Here is a 22,108-nt window from a genome sequence, read left to right as displayed (position 1 = left end):
AGCGTGAAAATCACGCTTATGACATTGCTTTAGCAACTTCAGCAGAGCTTTCACGAATTTTCTCCATACATTCTCTTGCTTCTTTTGCAAGTTCAACACTCTGATTAACATCCTCTAAACCGCTTTTAATACTCTCAACCACTTGTGATGTAACATTACGAATAGAATTAATCGTAGTGGTAATTTCATTAACTGAATGCCCTGTTCTTTCAGCTAAATTTCTTACTTCATCAGCAACAACAGCAAAACCTCTACCATGTTCACCAGCACGCGCTGCCTCAATAGCAGCATTTAAAGCAAGCAGATTAGTCTGATCAGCAATATCACTAATAGTCTGAATAATAGATTTAATTTCATCTGATTGTTGATTTAATGAGGAAACAAGATTTGAACTTTGAGACATCATATCAGCAATATTCTGAACATTTGAAACAGTGTTTTCAATTACACGATCTCCATCTTGGGTAAGATTATCATTTTTTTCTGCAAGTTCGCTTATGAGGTGAAGTTTTTCTTGATCTTTTTTAACTTGTTCGCTTATATCTGTAGCAAATTTAATAACCTTGTAAATTTTCCCATCATCATTTTTAACCGGATTATAACTTGCTTCAAGGTATACTTTTTTATTATTTCTTCCGTATCTTATATATTTACCTGATTGAAATTTGCCCTCTCTTAAATCTTCCCAAAATTGAACATAGTCCTTAGAGTGTCTATAATTAGAATCACAGAACATGCTATGATGCTTTCCTTTAATCTCATCAATATTCAAGTCCATAGTTCTTAAAAAATTTTCATTAGCTGTAATAATAGTCCCATCAGGTTTAAATTCAATAATAGCCATAGAACGATTAGCAGCAGCAATAGTATTTCTAAGATCAAGCATTTCATAATGTCTTTGAGTTATATCATTAGCAAATTTAATAATTTTATAAACATGACCATTATTATCACTAATTGGAAGATAATTTGCTTCTAAATAAACATCTATCCCTCCCTTAGCTATACGTCTAAAAAGACCACTTCTAGCTTTTCCATCTCTTAAATCTTTCCAAAAATCACTATATGCTGAAGAATTAACAACTTCAGGTAAACAAAACATACTATGATGCTTGCCCTTGATCTCTGAAAGGGAGTATTTCATAGTTGTTAAAAAATTTTGATTTGCCTCTAAAATAACGCCATCGGTGGTAAATTCAATTACCGCCATGGTATTCCCAATAGATCTTAAAATATCTCCTAAACCATTACACTTTTTTTCAAGTTGTTCAATTATTTCAGTATTGTTTTTCTTAGCACCAAACATAAAACTCACCTTTTTAATAATAAATTATTTTAAAATTATATCATATTTATATAGTATTATTTACTTAAAATTATATTAATTTATAAGTTAAATATATCTTTTAAACCTACAATAATCATCTTAAACCCCATAGCAGCAATAAATACTTGTGCTATACGAGAAAAAACATGTAAAATCAATTTTCCAACTATTTTTTCTATAGTAGCTGCAAAATGAAAAAGTATAAACATAAAAATAAAAGCTATCATTACTCCGCCAAGAGCAACATCAAGCCCACCATCTTCGGCTATAACGATAATACTAGCTAAAGTTCCAGGCCCAACAAGCATAGGAAATGCCATAGGTATTAAACTCTGTCTTAAAATTTCCTTATCATCTATATCCTGATAAGAACTAAAATCCTTAGTTGCAATTTTTGTTGAAAAAAGTAAATTTTTAATAGCCATTATAATAAGGACTAAGCCACCAGAAACCCTTAAATCATCTAATGAAACTCTAAAAATATAGTTCATAAATAAAGGTCCTGATAGTAAAAATACCAAAACTATAGTAAAAGCTGTATAGAGAATAGTTCTAAAAAGTTTTTTTCGAAGCATTAAAGGCAATCCATCACTCATAGCCAAAAATTGAGTTAAATTACCAAAAGGATTTAAGATGGCAAGTAAAGTAATTGCAGCAAAAAATATCAAATAAAGCTCAGAACCCATACTAGAAAACACTATCAATCCTTAGTTTTTACAAATTCCAAAGAAATAGAATTTACACAATGTCTTACATTTTTAGCAGAAAACCCTTCTCCTTCAAAAACATGACCTAAATGTCCATTGCAGTTTGCACACACAATCTCGGTTCTAATCCCATCTTTATCAGGAATTCTTTTAATAGCCCCTCTTATTTCATCATCAAAGCTAGGCCATCCACAACCTGATTTAAATTTATCTTCGGATTTATAAAGCGAAGCTCCACATTGCTTGCATTGATAAATTCCTTTTTCATAAAAATCATTATATTTCCCACTAAAAGGAGCTTCTGTTCCTTTATTTAAAATTACTTTTTTTTCTTCTTCATTTAATTCTTTCATGATCTACCCTTGTAAAATAATTTTTATATTATATAATTAAAATTTCAATTTTAAATGATAAATTTTTATAATTTTCAAGAAAGTTTTAAATGCAAAAAGAATTTTTTCAAGAGCTTCAAAATATTTTATATGAAAAAAATACAAATATAAAATTTCACTCTTTTCAAAATTTTTATGAAGACTTTAAAAGCCACAAATTTATTTTTAATCACGAGAATCAAAGCATTTTCAAAAAAAATACATCACAACAAATTACCTTACTTCATCCTACGCGTATAAGAAGACCTAAATTTGTCAATTCAACTCATGCGCTTGCTAAAATAATTCATTCAGTCGCTCATATAGAATTTAATGCAATTAACCTGGCTTTAGATGCGAGTTATCGCTTTAAAAATCTACCTTTGCAATTTTATTACGATTGGCTGGAGGTAGCAGATGAGGAAATTAAACATTTCAAACTTTTAAATTCAGTACTTGAAGAACTTGGTTACAAATATGGAGATTTTCCAGTGCATGATAATTTAGAATCTGCTCTAGAAGCTACGAAAGACTCTTTAAGCTTTAGAATGGGAGTAGTTCATAGAGGTTTAGAAGCTAAAGGGCTTGATGCCAACCCATTTGTTGTTCAAAAACTTGAAAGCTCCAATCACTCCATTAAAAATCTTTTAATGGAATATCTTGAAATTATACTTAATGATGAAATAAAACACGTTAAAAAAGGAGATACTTGGTGGAAATTTTCAAATCAAAACAAGTATGATTTTATCGAGCTTTGCAAAACATTTAAACAATTCTCTCTTGCAGGAAAAAAACTTAACATTCAGGCAAGAATCAAAGCTGGTTTCACTCAAGAAGAATGCGAAGTCATTGAAAAATTTTACTCTTGATTTCTTATCTTAAATTTTGAAACAATAATGGTATATAAAACCCGAATAATTCCATAAAGCACATACAAGCTTGCTAAAATTACTAAACTTTCAAGGGGATAAAGATATAAAAATGAAAATATTATAATTAATATAATTAAAACTTTTAAAACGCTAGAACGATTAAAATCAAGCTTTTTAAAGCTGGGATAGCGTATATTACTTACCATTAAAAGCCCCAAAATTGCTTGAAGCACCAAAAAAACTACACCATAAGGCTTTAAAAAATCATAACTGATAAACGCATAAGTCCATATAGCACTCACAACTGCTGCAGTAGGTATAGGAAGACCTATAAAAACAGAAGGTTCATAAGTGCCTGTGGTAACATTAAATCTCGCCAAACGAATGGCTCCAAAAACCACAAAAAAAGCCGTAATCAAAGATCCAAGTTTTCCAAAATCATAACCTATAGCCATATAAAAAAGAACCGCTGGAGCAACTCCAAAAGCTACTAGATCAGCTAAAGAATCAAATTCTACTCCAAATTTTGAAGTAGAATTTGTAAGTCTTGCAACACGGCCATCAAGCCCATCGCAAATCAAAGATAAAATAATATAAATCAAAGCTGTATAATAATTTCCATGTATTGAAGCTATAATAGAAATAACCCCTAAAAAAGCTGAAGCAGCTGTAAAAAGATTGGGTAAAATATAGATTAATTGCGGTCTGTTATTCATTATTTTTCCTTACGCAAAATAGCCTAACAATGAACCTGCTTTAATTTCATCATTTAAGCCTATATGAATTCTAGTATCTTTTGGTAAAAGTAAACTTATAGAGCCATTAATTAAAAAACCCATTCTATCTCCTGCTTTTAAATCATGAGAAATATTATCGAGCTTTAATTTTCTATCAAAAGAACCTGCATAAATTCGCAAAGCTATCGTTTTATTCTCTTTAACTTTTGCCAAAATAAAAGCTCTTTCATTCATCATTTTTGCAGATTTTAATTCACTGCACAAAAAAAGCCCGTGTCGTAAACGAATATCTATTATAGACATTGCAAAAGGTGTATTAAAATTCCCAGCATCATAAAGAGCATTTTTAATAGTAATTTCAACACATTCACCTAAATCTTTATGATGAATATTTTCTATTTTAGTAACCCTGCCATCTATAGGTGCAAAAATAGCTTTTTCATCACTACAAACAAGTTCTCTTTTGGGTGCTCTAAAAAGAAAAATACAAATTACAATTAATGCTAATAGTAGGATGGAAAAAGAATAAAAAATCCACACAAAAATAAAAATCAAGCTTAAAATAATAAGACTTAAATATCCATCTTTTGCAATAAAATCTTTCATTCTTCTACTTTAACTTCAATTTTAACTTCTTCGAGCTCTTGCAAACGAGTTGGTAGACTATTTTGTTCCTCAAACTCTTTAATAATCTCACGCACTTTAGCGCCTTCAATAGTCTCTTCTTCATAAAGGGCTGCTACCATAGTCTCAATCGCTCCTTTATAAGTATTTAAAGTATCTTTAACATCTTTATAGCGTTCATCTAAGGTTTTCTTTACATAATCATCTAAAGATTCTGCCATCTTTTCAGAATAATCTTTTATGGTTTGTCCACCACTTAAGAAAGTATTTCTTTGTTTTTCAAGCACCATAAGTCCTGCAATTTCACTCATACCATACATAGAAATCATAGCTTTTATGATATCGGTTGCTCTTTCTAAATCATTACTTGCACCCGTTGAAATTTCACCTATAAACACTTCTTCAGCTGCACGACCACCCAAAAGTACATCTACTTCAGCTATAAGCTCATGTTTTTGCATTAAAAATTTATTTTCCTCAGGAGTATTTAAAGTATAACCTAAAGCCGCAAGACCACGCGGAATCACAGAAACCTTACTTACACGTTTTGCACCTTTGGTAGTTTCAGCGATTAAAGCATGACCACATTCATGATAAGTAACAATTTTCTTTTCTTTTTCATTAATACGACGTGATTTCTTCTCAAGTCCTGCTATAGCTCTTTCAACAGCTTCAACTAAATCATTTTGTTCTACATATTTTTTAGAATCCCTACCCGCTAAAAGTGCCGCTTCATTAATAATATTTGCAAGATCAGCTCCTGCAAGTCCTGCGGTTAAGCGTGCTATGTCTTCTACCTTAACTTTTGGGGAGATTTTTACATCTTTCATGTGCACTTTTAAAATATCACACCTACCTTTAAAATCAGGTTTATCAACCAAAACTTGTCTATCAAACCTTCCTGGTCTTAAAAGTGCTGCATCTAAAACTTCTGGGCGATTTGTTGCTGCTAAAACAATGACTGGGGAACTTTCTGTCCCAAAGCCATCCATTTCAGCCAAAAGCTGATTTAAAGTTTGTTCTCTTTCATCGTTTCCACCCATCATGCCACTTGCCGCACGACTTTTACCAATAGCATCTATTTCATCTATGAAAACAATAGCAGGAGCTTCTTTTTTTGCATTTTCAAACAAATCTCTCACACGAGAAGCACCTACACCCACAAACATTTCTATAAAAGACGAGCCTGAAACACTAAAAAACGGCACATCAGCTTCACCTGCAACTGCTTTTGCAAGCAAGGTTTTTCCTGTACCTGGAGGCCCAACAAGCAAAAGCCCTTTTGGAATTTTCGCTCCCAATTTAATATATCTTTCAGGATACTTTAAAAAATCTACAATTTCTTTTACTTCTTCTTTAGCTTCTTCAACACCAGCCACATCGCTAAATTTTACTTTAGGTTTTTCTGAATTTACAAGCTTCTTAGAGCTTCCTATGCCCAATATAGAACTTCCCATATTTTTTTGCATACGACTTGCCAAAAACATCCAAATACCAAAGAAAATAAATACTGGCAAAACCCATGAAAAAAGTATATCCGTAAACCAATTTGTTTCAGAATACGCACCATAAGCGATATTTTTACTATCTAGTAAACTCACAAGCTCAGGATCGTTAACTTTTTTTGCTGTATAAACAGTATTGTGAGAGCTTGAAATTGCTTTGATTGTTGTTTGTCCTATACTAACTTGATTGATTTGTCCATTTTCAATAAGCTTTTTTAACTCAGAATAAGGGACATTTTTATTTACTTCATTACCATTCAATGCCCCACCAAAAGAACCATTGCCATCAAAAAATCCCTTAAAAATAATTATCATTACAATTGCAAAAATCGCAAAAATAAAAATGGGATTTTTGTTAAAAAAATTATTACCCTGCGGATTACCCTTATTATTTGGGGTATTATTATTCATTACTTATCCTTTTTATTGTTTTTATATACAAAACTACACCACTCATTGATTTGCATTTCATCAATGAGTTCTAAATCTTGAAATTTTTCTTTAATTCTTGTTGAATATTTATCTAAAATTCCTGACAAAATAAGTATAGCATTATCTTCTAAATGGTTTTTAATATCTTTTTCTAAAATTAAAATCACATCTGCAATGATATTTGCAACAATTAGGTTATATAAACCATTTGCTTTATCTATAGATCCACACCAAGTCTTATGAAAATCGACATCATTTAATCTTGCATTTTCCAAAGAACTATCGATAGCCAACTCATCAGTATCACAAATTTCAACATTACAACCAAACTTTGCCATGATAATACCTAAAATTCCACTACCGCAACCAAGATCTAAGGCTCTTAATTTACTTTTAGAAAATTTTTGTAAAAATTTTACACAAGAATATGTGCTTTCATGATGTCCTGAGCCAAAGGCTAAGGCTGGATTAATCTTTATATTTATATAATTCTTTTTTTCTTCTTGCCAAGTGGTATGGATATAAACATTATCCACCAAAATAGGTTTTATGCCGTTTTTATATTCTTGTATCCAGTCCTTGTTTTCTTTCTCTACAAGACTTAAATTAGAAATAATTTTATGGTTTAAATTGAAAGTAGTTGTAAGTTTTTGAGCAAATATTTCAAGTGCCCATGAAAGCTCTTCTAAACTCTCATGGGATCTAATATAAACACCATTATCTTTCTCTTCTATAGCTTCTATACCTAAATCAAAAGCAAAATCAAGAAATAAATTTTTATACTGCTCTTCTACGATAAAGAACAATTCGTAATATTTTTTTTGCATTTAGAATTTTAAAAATCAGCCTTTACTCAGCTGCACCTTCTCCACTTCCTATTCCTAAAACATCTTCAAGCTTTTCTTTTAAAACTTGTGGAGTAAAAGGTTTTACAATATAGTTATTTACGCCAGCTTTTAAAGCAGTAATCACTTCAGCTTTTCCGCCCTCAGTTGTAACCATGATAATGGGCATATCTTCATATTTTTTCTCTGCTCTTACTTTTTTTACCAACTCCAAGCCATTCATTTCTGGCATATTCCAATCTGTAATTAAAACTTTTACATCTTCATTTTTAGTTAATAAATCCCAAGCTTCAACGCCATGCTCAGCTTCTAAAACATCATCGTGTCCAAGTCTTGTTAGGGTATTTTTAATAATCCTTCTCATAGTAGAACTGTCATCAACAACTAACAATTTCACAATTTCGTCCTTTCAAAGTTTTTATAGTTTTATTTTACCCTTTTTAGCCTTATTAATCAAGCTAAAAAAATTTTAAAAAATAGCATTATATCATCTTTTATTTAAAATTTTACTCAAATATTATTATTTTTATACTTAACCGTAAATAAATATACACTTAAACCTAAAAGAAGCAAGCTCACTCCACCGATAAGATAAATCGCATAAATCATCTGAGAAAAATCACCAATAGCAAGTTTAAATACCAACATCAAAGCTTCTATAGCCAAAGCAATGATAATAGAACCTAAAAATCTCACCATAGTTTTTTGAATTCCGCCTTCTTCTTTTTTTGTTTTTCCTAATACTTCTTGTTCGATCAAAGTTTTTGCCAAATCGAAAATAGCTAAAGCTAAAGTTATAGCAATAGTACTTTCAAACATATGTTCTATACCTATAGCTTGATTATCAAAAAGACTAAAAAAACCTTTTTGAAATAAAAAGCAAGTAATCACAAATAAAACCAGTGCGAAACAAAAATATACCAAACGACTAAATTGAGTAAAAATAAACTCAAATTTTCCTGCTTGAATAATCCTTAAAATATCTTCAAGCTTGATATCGATACAAACAACAAAAAGCAAGTTATTTTTATCATCGTAAATTGGCATAGAAGCTGTCACGCAAAGTTCGTTGTTTAAAACCGAAGGATAAGGATCGCTTAAAACGCATCGTCTTAATTTTACAGCTCTATAAAAATAAGAACGAGTACTTCTATCCTCACCCTGCCCTATTTCATGAGCCTTATTTAAGGAAATCGCATTTTCTATTTGCATGCCTGAAATATCTAAAATATACAAAGCATCAAAAACAACAACTTCATGAGCTATTTTATCCAAAGCTGTTTTAATCGTTTCAAGGTGAATATCAGGAAGTTTATTAGGTAAATTTCTTGTTAAAATATAACTCATATAAGCTCTAGCACGATAGCGATTATCTTCAAATCTTTGTATATCTTTTATATACATTATACACCTTCTTTATTGTGTTTAAATTCAGGCACAATCTTTAATAAAGCCTCTGAAATATCTTCACATATTTGTAAATTTTCTATCTCTTTATTAAGCCAATCAAGATCAACCTTCTCATTCTTTGCTACAAAAATACTCTCATATTGTGTTTTAGCATCATTTTCATCAATCAAAAGCTCTTCATAAAGCTTCTCACCTTTTCTTAAGCCTGTGATTTTAATTTCTAAATCATTGCGATTAGAAAGTAAAAGCATTTTTTTAGCTAAATCTATGATTTTCACAGGCTTACCCATATCCAAAACAAAAAGTTCTCCCCCTTTTGCGATAGCTCCAGCTTGTAAAACAAGTTGCACTGCCTCAGCCACAAGCATAAAATAACGCACTATATCAGGGTGTGTTAAAGTTAAAGGCTCATTATTGGCAATTTGTGCTTTAAATTTCGGTATCACACTACCACTAGAACCTAAAACATTACCAAAACGCACACAAGCAACTTCAAAATTTTCATCACTCATACTTAAAGTATAAAGCTCGCAAACTCTCTTAGTGCAACCCATAATATTTGTTGGTCGTACTGCTTTATCTGTACTTATCATCACAAATTTAGCTACTTTATTTTCTTTAGCACTATCGCATAAAATTTTAGTTCCTAAAATATTATTAATTACTGCTGAATGTGGATTTTGTTCGCAAAGAGGCACATGTTTATAAGCGGCTGCATGTAAAATAAGCTCAGGTTTATAAGTTTTTAATACCTCATCTAAACTTTGCTTATCTAAAATACTTAACAAAATAGGAGTAATTTTTTCTTTATATAAATTTAAATCATCATTGATTTTATAAAGATTATACTCACTATGATCAACCATGATAAGATGCTTAGCGCCAAATTTAATACATTGCTTACAAAGTTCACTGCCTATAGTTCCACCTGCTCCACTTACCAAAACTACCTTGTCTTTTAAAAAAGCCGCCACAGCACTATCGTCTAAATCTTTTGGTTTTCTAGCAAGCAAGTCTTCTATACTGATATCTCTTGCTTCATTTCTTGTAAAAGAAAATATTTTTACATCGCAAATACCATAAGCTACAAGTTCTTCAAAAAGTTTTTTAAGCTCTTCTTGTTCAAGTCTTAAAGCAATAATGGCAGTTTTTACCCCTTGTTCTACATAAGATTTTATTTTTTCTTTTTCTTCTACAATAAATTTATCACAATAAGTCCCTATAAGCTCTTTCCTCGCATCAACTACACCCACAGGAAAAAGCCCTAAAGAACCTTCTTTTGCGCCTTTTAACAAATGCAAAGCCTTAGAAGTTGCCCCTACTACAATACAAGGAGTTTCTTCTTCTTTCATTTTAGAAGGTTTAAAATCCACAAGCATTCTTTTGCTAATTCTTAAAGTACCTATAAACATATATGAAAGAACAAAATCTATCACAATAGCACTTCTTGGAAAAGGATTAAAAAAATCACTAAAAAAATAAAAAATAAGAAAAAAACAAAACTCAGCTAAAAGCAAAGCAATAAAAATTTTTCTTGCTTCATTGAGAGAAAAAAATCTCCAAGCTACTTTATAAATTCTAAAAACAAACAAAAATAAAAGTTTTAAAACAAGCAAAATAATAGCAGAAATCATCATACCATGATAAAAAATACTCGGAATATCTCCACTAAATCTCAAAGAAAAAGCCAGATAAACGCTAAGTAAAATTAAAACAATATCTGAAGTTAAAAAAAATGCTAATCTTTTGCTTTTATAAAAAATCATTTTAAGCCTTTATGCTCTTTAAGATCAGTTTTGAAATTTGATAAACATCATCTTTACTCATCGCCGTGCCACTTGGCAAACAAATTCCTTTTTGGAAAAATAGCTCACTATTGCCATTAAGATAAGCCTTAGCTCCTTTAAATACTTCTTGAGTGTGCATAGCTTTCCATAATGGTCTTGTTTCTATTTGTTCATTTTTCAAATCTTCTATGAGTTTTGAAATTTTTGGATGCAAAGCGATATTTTTTTGACTGATATTTATATCTTTTTGACAAGCATTAAGTTCATTTTTATCAAAATCAATCAAAGCTGTACTTAACCAGCGATTACTTCTTGAATTTTCTAATTCATCTAAAAAGCTAAAATGCTCTCCTAAAAATTCTTTATACCACTCATAAATTTCTCTTTTTTTAAGCACTCTTTGTTCTAAAACCTCCATTTGTGCTACGCCAATAGCTCCTAAAACATTGCTTAAACGGTAATTATAACCATAATCTAAATGTTCATAATGCAAACAATTTTCCCTTGCTTGAGTGCTATAAAATCTTGCTTTTTCAATCTTTTCTTTATTTTTTCCTATAAGCATACCTCCACCTGAAGTGGTGATAATTTTATTACCATTATAAGAATAAACTCCAAATTCTCCAAAAGTTCCTAAAGCTTTATTCTTATAAAAACTTCCTAAAGCTTCGGCAGCATCTTCGATTAAAACAATTTCATTTTCTTTGCAAATTTTAACAATCTCATCCATTTTTGCAGCATTGCCATAAAGATGAGTTAAAATCAATGCTTTTGGTTTTTTTTCACATTCTTTAATGGCGAGTTTTAACAAATCTACATCAATATTATAAGTTTCATCACAATCTATAAATACAGGCTTTGCTTTAAGATAACAAATAGGTGCTACTGAAGCGATAAAAGTAAAAGAAGAAGCTAAAACGATATCATCTTGTTTTACCCCTGCCACCCTTAAAGCTAAATGCAAAGCCGCTGTGGCTGAATTTAAAGCTAAGGCATTTTCACTTTTGCTATAATCTTTTACACTTTGCTCAAAGCGATTTACAAATTCACCCAAAGGTGCTATATAATTGCTTTTGAAAACTTCTTCTATGTATTTTAATTCATTGCCACCCATATGCGGAGGAGAAAGAAAAAATCTCATGATTTATCCTTTGTATAAAACAAAATTTTTATAAATTGACTCTATTTTACCTAAAAAAATTTACAAAGAATCAAACAAAAATCTTTTTATAATCATTTCATATTTTTCTTTTTGCAGGCACTCCCACAAAAACACCTTTTTCATCTTGACTTTTAACCAAAGTTGCTCCACCACCTAAAATACTATCATCTGCTAAGCTTAAATTAGGCAAAACACAAGAATTAATCCCTAAAAAACAATTTTTACCGATTTTTACATTGCCCGCACACTTAGCCCCTACACTCACATGAGAAAATTCCCCTATCACGCATTCATGTTCAATCACACTTGAAGTATTTAAAATCACGCCTTTTTCTATTTTGGCTTTAGCATTAACTACTACATAAGGCATGATTAAAATTCCTGCATTTTCCTCCACACCTGCACTAGGACTTATAAGTGCACTTTTATGGATAAGATTAACAATTTTAAAGCCATTTTCTGAAATTTTTTGATAAATCTTTTTTCGAATTTCATTGTTTCCTATGGCTATAAAAAAATCATATTTAGGTAAGGTGCTTTCAAATTTCACTCCTTTAAAATCATCTAAAAAAATACATTCTTTATAACCCATATTTTTAGCCACATCTTCACAAACAAGCCCATGACCACTAGCACCATAAATATAAATTTTTTCAGTTCTTGCCATTAAATTTCTCTGTTGTAACATGGCCTTCTTTGCTTACCCCGCTTCGTTTTAAAACCTTTAAAGCTGTTAAAAACATGATTTTTAAATCAAGCAAAAAAGAAATATTTTTCACATAATACACATCAAGTTCGAATTTTTTCTGCCAAGAAATAGCATTTCTACCATTTACCTGCGCCCACCCTGTTATACCTGGACGCACTTTATGACGTAATTTTTGCTCTTCATTGTAAAGAGGTAAATACTCAACCAAAAGAGGTCTAGGTCCAACAAAACTCATATCCCCTTTTAAAACATTAAAAAGTTGTAAAAGCTCATCCAAACTTAAGCTTCTAACGATTTTTCCAAAAGCTTTCAAACGCAATTCATCGCTTAATAACTCACCCTTTTCATCTCTTTCATCGCTCATGGTTTTAAATTTATAAATTTTAAAAATTTTTTCATCTAACCCTGGGCGATTTTGGGTAAAAATCACACTTCCTTGAGTGATTTTTAAAAGTAAAGCAGTGATTAAAATCACCGGAGAAAAAAGCACCAAAAGCACTAAAGCTAAAATAAAATCAAAAATTCTTTTAAAAACTTTTTCATACATTCTTAATTACCCTATCATAAAGTTTTAAATAACGCTGTGCGATATTATTTTCATCGTATTGTAAAGCATCTTGGGCGGCATTTTTAGCTAAATTTAATCTTAATTTTTCATCTTCTAATAAAAGTGAAATTTTTTCGCTTAAATCTTTAGCATTTTTTGTTTTTGCCCAAAGTCCATCATAAGCATTAGAAATAGCCTCCACACAACCTTCGCAATCACTTACCACTATAGCCTTACCGCAAGCTTTTGCCTCCAAAACACTTACAGGAAAGCCTTCTTTATAGCTTGGTAAAACAAAAATATCACAATTTTGCAAAAGCTCGACTATATCACTTCTAGCACCCAAATAATGCACCACGCCAGAGTTTAAAAACTCCAAACTTGCACAAGAAGGATTTTCATCTCTTCCGCCAACTAAAACAAAATTTGCTTTGTCTTTTAGCATAGCAGCACTTTCATAAAATTCTTTCACACCCTTATGCCATAAAGTTCTTGCTATCATAAGCACAATTGGTTTTTTATCTATGTTTAAATTTTTCCAAAAAAGCTCTTTTTTTTCCGATTCTACATAAATAGGAAAAAATTTTTTTACATTGATCCCTACAGATTTTATCACGCAAATTTTATTTTCTTTAAGTCCTAAATTCCGCATAAACTCAGCATTACTTTCATTAACAAAAATAAATTGGTGTGCAAATTTAAAACTTAATTTATAAAGATTATTAATAACAAAACGCACTAAATTTGCCTTGAAACCTTGATCTATATAAAAAGATCCCAAGCCTTCTACCAAAGCAAAACGATAAGGAATTTTTGCCCATTTTGCTGCTAAAATTCCAAAGGTATTGCTTTTATGTGCTGCACTTTGAATAAAATCAAGATTTAAATTTTTCAAAACCTTAGCAAGATAAAAAAAATTCTTTAAAACCACAAAAGGATTTAAACTAGCTCTTGAAAACTCATAAACAATTACTTTTAAGCTAAGATCTCTAAGTTTTTGCGTGTATTCATCTTGCGGCACTATAACAAAAACTTCGTCTTTTCTATCTTTTAACGCTTTTATAATAGGCATTCTAAAATGATAAATACTCGCTCCTGCATGTGATAAAAATCCTATTCTCATTTTCAACCCTTAAATTTTAAGTTTAAAAACCTTAGCATCTCTAGAATTAATCACCAAGTCAAATAAATTCTTATCATAATTTCCCAAAAAAAACATTTGCACATAAGCACTATTAAACATGGTTTTATCCATTAAAATAAATTGTGCATAAGGAATAGCACTATCCTTTAAATAAAAAATATAAAACTGAGCCTTATCATCAATTGGAGTGATTTTGTATTCACCTTGTTTAATAGAATTAATCTCTACGATACTATTTACAGAAACCACATTATCACCTATTTTAAAACTTCTAAAATCATCACTTAAAACCACTCCATTGCTAAGATAAATTTCTCCATTTTTAACATCAAGTGGATAAGCTGTGCTAAAGGTAAAAGGTTTATCCAAAACTCCTGTATCTAAATTAATAAAAGAAAAACTAGCCACCGTAGAAAAAATCAAAGACATTCTAGCGGGCATATAAAGATAAATATCACGAGTTTTTGGCGTATCGATTTTAAAATCAGGTTTTGATAATGAAGCTAGAAACAAATCCACATTGCTTTGATTATAATCTTTCATCATGGCTTGTAAAATGTCTGTTTTTAAAATATCATTTTGCGGAGCATAAAAGCTTTTTTCTGTATATTCTACACTAAGTCTTGCCATATTAGCTGCAGCTTGTTCATCTTTACTTAAAACAAAAGAAGGGAAAAAATTATCCTTACCTAAATGCTTTCCACCATCTACTAAAGTTTTCACATCGCTATAATAACGCACAGGATAACCATAATCCCACCAAGTTACCACATAATCTTCTCTATTGGCTATATTTTTTAATTGATTTAATAATGATGCTTCATTTTGAGAAAAAACTGTTGGTGCTTTATAGTTGTAAATATGAATAAATACTGGGGCTAAAGTCAAAATAGTTGCAAAAACAATACAAATATTTGAAGTTAATTGGCTATATTTTTTAACCAATATAGCCTTACACTCGCTCAATAAAAAACCAAATCCTAAAGCCATTACAGGTACAGAATAAATGGTAAATCTAAGCCCCCCTTTTAAGGCTAAAAACCCAAGCACCAATATAGGTAAAGCCATAATCATACTTTTATGTTTTCTCAAAAGCCATACAAAACCAAACAAAGAAAACAAAAAAACAATTTCACTACCACTAATTCTTCGCATAAATTCGCTAAGATCTACATTTTCAACTTCTTGTATGGTTTGATTGACATTAAAATACATAAAACCCTGTGTTAAATTCGCACTTTCATCACTTCTAAAAATATAAAATTTAAGCTGATAAAGTATAGGATCAACCCCTCCGCTTAAAATCAAAAATATTAAAGTTGCACTACCTAAAATTCCTATAATCATAAAATTTAAGCGTTTTTGCTCTAAGGCGAATAAAGCAAAAAGTATTACTATAATGGCACTTTGATAAAACCATGCTATATTTGAAAGAGTAAGAGAAGACAAAATCACAGCTATATAAAAAATCTTTTCTTTTCTATGAAAAATAAGTGTATAAATTAAAAAAAGTCCAATTAAAGCTACATTTAAAGTATAACTTGAAGGATACCACCAAAGATAAATTCCTATAAATAACGGCAAGGCAATCAATGAAAAAAAGTCTTTTTTTAAAATCATTCTTACCATAAAAAATAAAATAAACATAGGTAAAACAATTACCAGCATATCCGTATCATAATACCCGCTCATAGTGCGATTATAATAACTGTTTGCTATGCTTGCTAAAAGAGCAGCTACAAAGCCCATTAAAGGACGTTTGTATTCATTAGCTAGCAAAATAATAGGAATCACCACCAAAGAAGATAAAAAAGTACTCATATATAAAATGATACTTTCAAAAGAAAAAGGTGTGACTTTATAAAGCCAATAAGTAAGCGTAGATAAAGAAGATCCATAATAACTCAAATCATTAGGCTGATGAAAACCTGCTATCATATCTCTTGCGCCCTCAGCAAAGGCATAGCCATCGTTTGAAATGATCATTAATTGATTATTGAAAAAATACTCATTAAACTCACTTGCCCACCAAACCCAATAAAACCTGCAAAATACACTAAAAACATAAGCTAATACAATCATCGCAAACAAAACTAAATAAGGGTTTTTTAAATACTCTTTTTTCAACATCTTTTATCCTAATAAATATTTCAAAGCATCACGTGCAATTTTTACTTTATCAAAAGCCTTAGCCCTAGTTTTAGCCTTATTTTTATACGCTTTTCTTAATTTATCATCTTCAAGCATAGTCTTTAAACCCTGAAACATAGAGTTTTCATTATCTACTTCTACTAAAAGTCCAAATTCATCATCTCCAAAAAGCTCTCTTGCACCACTTTTATGATCAGTGCAAACTACCGCACAAGAACAAGCTAAGCTTTCAATTAAAACATTTGAAAAACCTTCAAACACAGAAGCAAAAGCAAAAAATTCACATTTAGCCATGTATTTATAAGGATTATTATCAAATCCTAAAAGCAAAACCTTTTCTTCTAAATTTAACTCTTTAATCAAAGCCAAAAGCTCATCTTTAAGCACACCTTCACCTAAAATCACAAGCTTTAAATCTGTTTTCAATCTCGCATAAGCACGAATTAATAAAGCATGATTTTTACCTTTATCAAGCCTGCCTACACTTAAAATAAATTTATCTTTTAAAGCTATATCTTCAAGAGCTTTTTGCTCTATGTTTTCTAAATCGATGGCATTGTATAAAATTTCACATTTTTTTGGATTTATACTAAAATTTTGCACTAAATCTTCTAAATTTCCTTTAGAATTAGGCAAGATTAAATCAGCCCTTGGGTAAAGTAAAGAAATTAAAAATTTATTTGCCAAAGAATTAAAATTATTTTTCATATACATCACACTTGGTGTAGTGCATTCATTGATCACAAGGCGAGTTTTGTTTCCAAACATTCTTGCCATTAAAGCTATATAATTAGGTCGATTTAAAAAAACAAATTCTGTATCAATGCCTAAATTTCTGCAAAGTTTTTTGTATTTTAAAGCCAAAAAAGGTAGTTTTAAAAATTTCAAAATAGGATTTTCACTAGGTTTTGAACATTCTAAAAAATGAATTTGACACTCTGGAATTTCATAAGAAATTTTATCATTCATCAAGATCAAATGCACTTCAAATTTCAAACTTAAAATAGGCAATAAAGTCGCCACAACTCTTTCAGCACCACCACTTCCTAAAGAATAAATAAAAATGCCTAATTTTTGCATAAAGCCACCCGAATTTTTGATAATTTTTCAATCATATTATTTGGAATTATACTTAAAATGAGTAATATCAAAGCAGGAGCGTTGATTTTTATACTCAGGCTTTTAAACAAACATTTATAAAGAGCTTTATAATTTTTTGCAAGTTTTGCATAATAAGCTGCCATTTTATAATAACTCGCACAAGTTTTTTTATAATCTTTATCCTTACTCATTCTAAGTTCATTTTCTAAAATTTTAGCAAGCTCTAAATATCCTAAATACACCCTATAAGCATTTTTACTCGCCCCTAAAGTCACGCTATCTTGCCTAAAAATCCTATAAATCCTAAAAGCCTTATGGATATAAAAACTTTTTTCCTTGTATAAATTTACCCAAAGCGTGGCTTCATTGCCATAAAATTCTTCATTAAAACGCTTGTTTTCAAGTAGAGATTTTTTAAAAACAGAAAAAAACTCTCCGCTAAATTTAGCCATTAAAAAATCTTTTTTAGAAATTTCACTATCTTTTTCCAAGCCCTTGCCGCTAAATTCCTTGCTTAAATTTCCTTCTTTTTCTATCAAACAATTTCCAAAAACATGAGCATAACCCTCATTTGCTTTTTGCATCAAGGTACTTAAAGCCCCGGATAAAAGCTCATCATCATCATCTAAAAAAGTTACAAACTCGCCACTTGCTTGATCTAAGCCATTGTTTTTATTGCCATTTGGACCTTGTTTGTAATTTTGATTTAAAAAATACTTAATGCGATCATCATCTTTTTGTAAATTTTGCACCACACTTTTAGTATCATCACTAGAATTATCATCACTTATAATAATTTCTAATTCTTTAAAATCTTGATTTTGTATGCTTTTAATAGCCTTTTCCAACAAAGCTTGACGATTAAAAGTTGGTACTATAACAGAAAGTTTAGGCATTTTTAACCTCGGCTATAAGCTTAAGCCATTCTTCTTTGATATGAGAAATTTCAAAGTCTTTACACCTTTGTTTGGCACTATTTACAAGTTCTTTTCTAAAATTTTCATCATTTAAAACAAGTTCGAGTTTTTTAGCAAGTGCTATTTCATCATCACAACCTACCAAAAGCCCATCATGATTATCTTTGATTAAATCCTTAGCACCATTATAATAAGAACTTGAAATTCTACAAACCTCAAAATACAAACTTTCAATTAAAACCGTTGGCAAACCCTCTACAAAAGAACAAAGGCAAAGCACTTTTGCTTTTTCATAAAGAGCCTTGACATTTTCAACACGTCCTAAAAAATCAACTTTTATTCCTAAAGATTTTACCTTATATTCAAGTTCTTGCCTTAACTCTCCATCTCCTGCTATAACAAATTTATAATTTTCTTGCAAATTTTTATCCAAATGCGCTATAGCTTTTAAAAACATTGCAGGGTTTTTGTTGTGATCTAAACGCCCTATAAAAAGAACTACATTTTCTTTTTCAAAACTAGAATCAAAAGGAATTTCTTCGCTAAAATGGCAAGGGTTTAATAAAAGCTTAACCCTTTTTACAAATCTTTCATAATACACCTTATCACTGCTTCCAAGCACACTTAAAGCATCACAAAAAGGATAACTTACCCTTCTTAAAAAACGCCAAATTTTAGGTTTTAAATACGCTTCATTACTATGCTCACTTATAATGAGTGGAGTTTTAAGCCCTATTTTCGCAGCAATACAAGCAATATTAGTCGTGTCCAAAAAAGAAATAAAAACATCAGCCTTACTTTCTTTCAAAGCCTTTCTTAAAGCAAAAAATTTCTTAAAACGACTTGCGATTTTATGATAAAGTGTATCAAATCTAAATTGTTCTAAACTTGTAACTTTAACTTCATTTTCAAGCTTATAAAAAGATTCTCCTGCATGAAATTTAATAATATTTACTTCATGCTCTTTACAAAGTGCATTAGCTAAAGTTACCAAAACACGCTCAGCGCCTCCTGAATTTAAAGTTGCGATAATAAAGCTTATTTTCATCATTTCTCCTCTTTAAGCTTACCGTGTTCTAAACGATAAACCTTATCACATTGCGTTATCGTAGAAAGGCGATGTGCGATAATAATCATGGTTTTATCTTTAGAAATTTTATAAATTTCATCCATGATTTTTGCTTCACTTTGAGTATCAAGCGCAGAAGTTGCTTCATCAAGCACTAAAATTTCAGGCTCTAGATATAAAGCTCTTGCTATAGCTATGCGTTGTTTTTGTCCCCCGCTTAAATTACTCCCCCCATCACCTACTTTTGTTTGCACTCCTTGAGGTAAATTTTTTATAAAATGCTCTAAATTTGCTTGTTTGATAACCCTGTTAAGTTTTTCTTCATCAACCGCATCTGTAAAAGTGATGTTTTTAGCTATGCTGTCATTAAAAAGATAGATATTTTGTGGGATATAGCCTATTTTTTGGCGATAATTTTTTGCATTGCTTGCATTTAATTCTTGCTTATCAATTAAAATTTGCCCTTCTTCGGGTTTTAAAAGTCCTATGATAAGATCTACTAAGGTGCTTTTTCCACAACCACTCTCCCCTATAAAAGCGATTTTTTCGCCTTTTTTAATGTTTAAGTTAAGATTTTTAAATAAATGTTTTTTTCCCTCATAACCAAAGCTAAGATTGCAAATTTTAAGCTCTTGATTAAAGCTTAATTTTTCCTCGCCCAAATTTTCTTCTTCTTGTCTTAAATTTTGATAAATAATATCCAAAGAAGAATGATAATAAAGCAAATCATGATAACTTGTAATAATACGATTTGCGCTTGGCATTAAGCGATAAAGCGCTAAAACAAAAATAGAAATCGTGGATAAAATACCTGAAATATCACTTTCATTTTTCAAAACCAAAAATACCACGATAAAAACAAGTACACAAAAACCTATTCCTTCAAGATAAATTCTAGGCACTGCAGCTACGCTTTCATTGGTAATATTTGCTTTAGAAAAAACTTCACTTTGTGCTTTAAAAAGGCTTAATACTCCATCTTCTTTGGTTTTAAGCTTGATAAATTTAAAATTATTTAAATTTGTATTTAAAATTTCGAAGAAATTTTTCATCGCTTCTTCGCGTCTTAGTCCTGCTTTTTTAATGATAGGGCTTAAAATTTTCACTAAAATAAAGGCATTTAACACCATAAAAATACTTAAAAATAAAGTGATTTTATAATTAATCAAAAGCATTAAAGCATAAAGCAAAAGCACTACAAAAATTTCACTCATCAAAAGTAAAAATGATGAAATCATAGTGCTTAGATTATAAACTTCTCCTGTAATGGACTTTAAAATTTCAGATTGATTTTTTTGAGTAAATTTTTCATAATTAATATTTAAAAATTTAGAAAAAACCTTATAAGCAATCGCGTGATAACGCCCCTTAGAAAATCTTGCCAAAAGATGGAAATAATACGCATTTAACAAAGCTCTAAACACATAAAAAACAATAAGCCCCACTCCAAAATAAACAATGATTTCAAAAACAGGGATATTAAGATATTCTTTTAGGCTGATTAAATATTTATTACGATCAAAATAAGAAAAATCACTAGCCAAAGTGATAAAAGGCATTACCAAAGAAATTGCAAAAGTTTCTATAAAAGAAACAAATACTGAAAAAACAAGCAAGAAAAATAAAAAATTTTTATCTTCCTTGCTTAAAATAAAAAAAAGTTTTTTTAACACTGTTTTTCCCAATCAAAAGCAGATTTACAAATAAGCTCCAAATCATCATATTTAGGCTGCCAAGAAGTAAGATTTCTGATTTTACTTGCATCAGAAATCAACACACTAGGATCGCCCGCACGGCGTGGGGCAAGTTCTACTTTAAAATCCACTCCGCTAACTTTTTTCATCGCTTCAATCACTTCTTTTACACTAAAACCATGTCCATAACCTACATTAAAAACATTGCTTTCATTCTCTTGTAAATAATCCAAAGCCGCTAAATGCGCGCTTGAAATATCATCTACATGGATAAAATCTCTTATACAAGTACCATCTTTTGTATCATAATCATCGCCAAATATGAAAAGTTTATCACGTTTTCCTGCGGCACATTCAGCTGCAACTTTTATAAGCAAAGTCGCTTTTGGATAGCGTTGTCCTAAAGTATAATCCATGCAAGCACCTGCAACATTAAAATATCTTAAAATACAATGCTTAAATTCAGGATTTGCCATACTTGCATCACGCAAAACTTCTTCGCTCATAAGCTTACTACGCCCATAAGGATTAATAGGTGCTAAAGGACTTGTTTCGCTCACAACAGGAGTTTGTGGTTCGCCATAAGTGGCTGCCGTTGAAGAAAATATAAATTTATTCACTCCAGTTTGCAAACAAGTTTCGATGAGATTTGTCGTATTAACAGTGTTGTTCATATAATATTTTAAAGGATTTTGCATACTTTCAAAAACTTCAATACTCGCTGCAAAATGCACAATAGCGTCAAATTTTTCTCTCTCAAACAATGCTTTTACGCCTTGAAAATCACTTAAATCTTGTTCAAAAAATTTAAAAGCTCTTATTTTTTGCAAATCTTCTATTGCGATTTTAGAGCCCTTAGAAAGATTATCTAAAACACAAATTTCATGATCTGTTTTTAAAAATTGTCTTAAAGTATGAGAACCTATATAACCTGCACCACCACTAATAAGAATTTTCATCATCATTCCTTTTTTCTAAAAATGTCAAAAATAAATTT

Annotated in this window: 21 protein-coding genes; 1 reads left to right on the top strand and 20 read right to left on the bottom strand. The window is 30.4% G+C overall.

Annotated elements, in window-relative coordinates:
* Nucleotides 1-16 precede the first annotated feature (16 nt).
* The 3 genes from cetZ to AJ886_RS09200 all read right to left on the bottom strand — a co-directional run bounded on the left by cetZ (nt 17) and on the right by AJ886_RS09200 (nt 2,387).
* Complete coding sequence (gene cetZ / locus AJ886_RS09210; RefSeq protein WP_070287594.1) at nt 17-1,306, bottom strand: energy taxis response protein CetZ; 1,290 nt, start codon at nt 1,304-1,306, stop codon at nt 17-19.
* 80 nt (nt 1,307-1,386) lie between these two features.
* Nucleotides 1,387-2,013, bottom strand: a complete 627-nt coding sequence (locus AJ886_RS09205; RefSeq protein WP_074470041.1) for a MarC family protein — start codon at nt 2,011-2,013, stop codon at nt 1,387-1,389.
* Nucleotides 2,014-2,027: 14 nt separating this feature from the next.
* Nucleotides 2,028-2,387, bottom strand: coding sequence for a methionine-R-sulfoxide reductase (locus tag AJ886_RS09200; RefSeq protein WP_002861829.1), 360 nt, complete (start codon nt 2,385-2,387; stop codon nt 2,028-2,030).
* An 89-nt stretch (nt 2,388-2,476) separates the two neighbouring features.
* Here AJ886_RS09200 and AJ886_RS09195 point away from each other — a divergent pair, with 89 nt between their 5' ends.
* Nucleotides 2,477-3,274: a ferritin-like domain-containing protein gene (locus AJ886_RS09195; RefSeq protein ID WP_002870517.1), complete on the top strand. Its 798-nt coding sequence runs from the start codon at nt 2,477-2,479 to the stop codon at nt 3,272-3,274.
* Here AJ886_RS09195 and pssA read toward each other — a convergent pair.
* The 17 genes from pssA to galE all read right to left on the bottom strand — a co-directional run bounded on the left by pssA (nt 3,265) and on the right by galE (nt 22,070).
* Nucleotides 3,265-3,993 carry a CDP-diacylglycerol--serine O-phosphatidyltransferase gene (gene pssA, locus AJ886_RS09190; RefSeq protein ID WP_002859122.1) on the bottom strand — a complete coding sequence of 243 codons (729 nt, stop codon included), beginning with the start codon at nt 3,991-3,993 and terminating at the stop codon, nt 3,265-3,267. The two genes, AJ886_RS09195 and pssA, sit on opposite strands and share 10 nt — an antisense overlap.
* Before the next feature lie 9 nt (nt 3,994-4,002).
* Nucleotides 4,003-4,620: a phosphatidylserine decarboxylase gene (locus AJ886_RS09185; RefSeq protein ID WP_044779141.1), complete on the bottom strand. Its 618-nt coding sequence runs from the start codon at nt 4,618-4,620 to the stop codon at nt 4,003-4,005.
* Nucleotides 4,617-6,554, bottom strand: a complete 1,938-nt coding sequence (gene ftsH / locus AJ886_RS09180; RefSeq protein WP_002861832.1) for an ATP-dependent zinc metalloprotease FtsH — start codon at nt 6,552-6,554, stop codon at nt 4,617-4,619. The genes AJ886_RS09185 and ftsH overlap by 4 nt, the downstream gene beginning before the upstream one ends.
* Nucleotides 6,554-7,402, bottom strand: coding sequence for a 50S ribosomal protein L11 methyltransferase (locus tag AJ886_RS09175; protein WP_002861833.1), 849 nt, complete (start codon nt 7,400-7,402; stop codon nt 6,554-6,556). Before AJ886_RS09175 ends, ftsH begins: the two co-directional genes overlap by 1 nt.
* Nucleotides 7,403-7,424: 22 nt before the next feature.
* Nucleotides 7,425-7,817 carry a chemotaxis response regulator CheY gene (locus AJ886_RS09170; protein ID WP_032603349.1) on the bottom strand — a complete coding sequence of 131 codons (393 nt, stop codon included), beginning with the start codon at nt 7,815-7,817 and terminating at the stop codon, nt 7,425-7,427.
* 113 nt (nt 7,818-7,930) lie between these two features.
* Nucleotides 7,931-8,824: a PDC sensor domain-containing protein gene (locus tag AJ886_RS09165; RefSeq protein WP_053872406.1), complete on the bottom strand. Its 894-nt coding sequence runs from the start codon at nt 8,822-8,824 to the stop codon at nt 7,931-7,933.
* Entirely contained in the window at nt 8,824-10,596 is a 1,773-nt protein-coding gene (pglF, locus tag AJ886_RS09160; protein WP_053872407.1) for a UDP-N-acetylglucosamine 4,6-dehydratase (configuration-retaining), read from the bottom strand. Before pglF ends, AJ886_RS09165 begins: the two co-directional genes overlap by 1 nt.
* Before the next feature lies 1 nt (nt 10,597).
* A complete protein-coding gene (pglE, locus tag AJ886_RS09155; protein ID WP_002880712.1) occupies nt 10,598-11,758 on the bottom strand; it encodes a UDP-N-acetylbacillosamine transaminase in 1,161 nt (386 codons plus the stop codon).
* A 97-nt stretch (nt 11,759-11,855) separates the two neighbouring features.
* A complete protein-coding gene (pglD, locus tag AJ886_RS09150; protein WP_032603433.1) occupies nt 11,856-12,446 on the bottom strand; it encodes a UDP-N-acetylbacillosamine N-acetyltransferase in 591 nt (196 codons plus the stop codon).
* Entirely contained in the window at nt 12,433-13,035 is a 603-nt protein-coding gene (pglC, locus tag AJ886_RS09145) for an undecaprenyl phosphate N,N'-diacetylbacillosamine 1-phosphate transferase (protein WP_002861839.1), read from the bottom strand. The genes pglD and pglC overlap by 14 nt, the downstream gene beginning before the upstream one ends.
* Nucleotides 13,028-14,158, bottom strand: a complete 1,131-nt coding sequence (gene pglA / locus AJ886_RS09140) for a N,N'-diacetylbacillosaminyl-diphospho-undecaprenol alpha-1,3-N-acetylgalactosaminyltransferase (RefSeq protein WP_002861840.1) — start codon at nt 14,156-14,158, stop codon at nt 13,028-13,030. Before pglA ends, pglC begins: the two co-directional genes overlap by 8 nt.
* 9 nt (nt 14,159-14,167) lie before the next feature.
* Nucleotides 14,168-16,309, bottom strand: a complete 2,142-nt coding sequence (gene pglB, locus AJ886_RS09135; RefSeq protein ID WP_070276520.1) for an undecaprenyl-diphosphooligosaccharide--protein glycotransferase — start codon at nt 16,307-16,309, stop codon at nt 14,168-14,170.
* A 3-nt stretch (nt 16,310-16,312) separates the two neighbouring features.
* Nucleotides 16,313-17,410 carry an N-acetylgalactosamine-N,N'-diacetylbacillosaminyl-diphospho-undecaprenol 4-alpha-N-acetylgalactosaminyltransferase gene (gene pglJ / locus AJ886_RS09130; RefSeq protein WP_002861842.1) on the bottom strand — a complete coding sequence of 366 codons (1,098 nt, stop codon included), beginning with the start codon at nt 17,408-17,410 and terminating at the stop codon, nt 16,313-16,315.
* Entirely contained in the window at nt 17,398-18,327 is a 930-nt protein-coding gene (gene pglI, locus AJ886_RS09125) for a GalNAc(5)-diNAcBac-PP-undecaprenol beta-1,3-glucosyltransferase (RefSeq protein WP_070276518.1), read from the bottom strand. The genes pglJ and pglI overlap by 13 nt, the downstream gene beginning before the upstream one ends.
* Nucleotides 18,320-19,399 carry a GalNAc-alpha-(1->4)-GalNAc-alpha-(1->3)-diNAcBac-PP-undecaprenol alpha-1,4-N-acetyl-D-galactosaminyltransferase gene (gene pglH, locus AJ886_RS09120; protein WP_079860516.1) on the bottom strand — a complete coding sequence of 360 codons (1,080 nt, stop codon included), beginning with the start codon at nt 19,397-19,399 and terminating at the stop codon, nt 18,320-18,322. The genes pglI and pglH overlap by 8 nt, the downstream gene beginning before the upstream one ends.
* A complete protein-coding gene (gene pglK, locus AJ886_RS09115; RefSeq protein WP_070210270.1) occupies nt 19,396-21,090 on the bottom strand; it encodes an ABC-type lipopolysaccharide transporter PglK in 1,695 nt (564 codons plus the stop codon). The genes pglH and pglK overlap by 4 nt, the downstream gene beginning before the upstream one ends.
* Nucleotides 21,084-22,070 (bottom strand): UDP-glucose 4-epimerase GalE, encoded by a 987-nt coding sequence (gene galE / locus AJ886_RS09110; protein WP_002874249.1) that lies wholly within the window; start codon nt 22,068-22,070, stop codon nt 21,084-21,086. Before galE ends, pglK begins: the two co-directional genes overlap by 7 nt.
* Nucleotides 22,071-22,108: the final 38 nt, after the last annotated feature.

It is taken from the genome of Campylobacter sp. BCW_6465, assembly GCF_001762815.1.
In the GTDB taxonomy this organism is placed as follows: Bacteria; Campylobacterota; Campylobacteria; order Campylobacterales; family Campylobacteraceae; genus Campylobacter_D; species Campylobacter_D jejuni.
The sequence above is the reverse complement of the archived record's forward strand: the minus strand, read 5'-3'. Positions and strand labels throughout refer to the sequence as shown.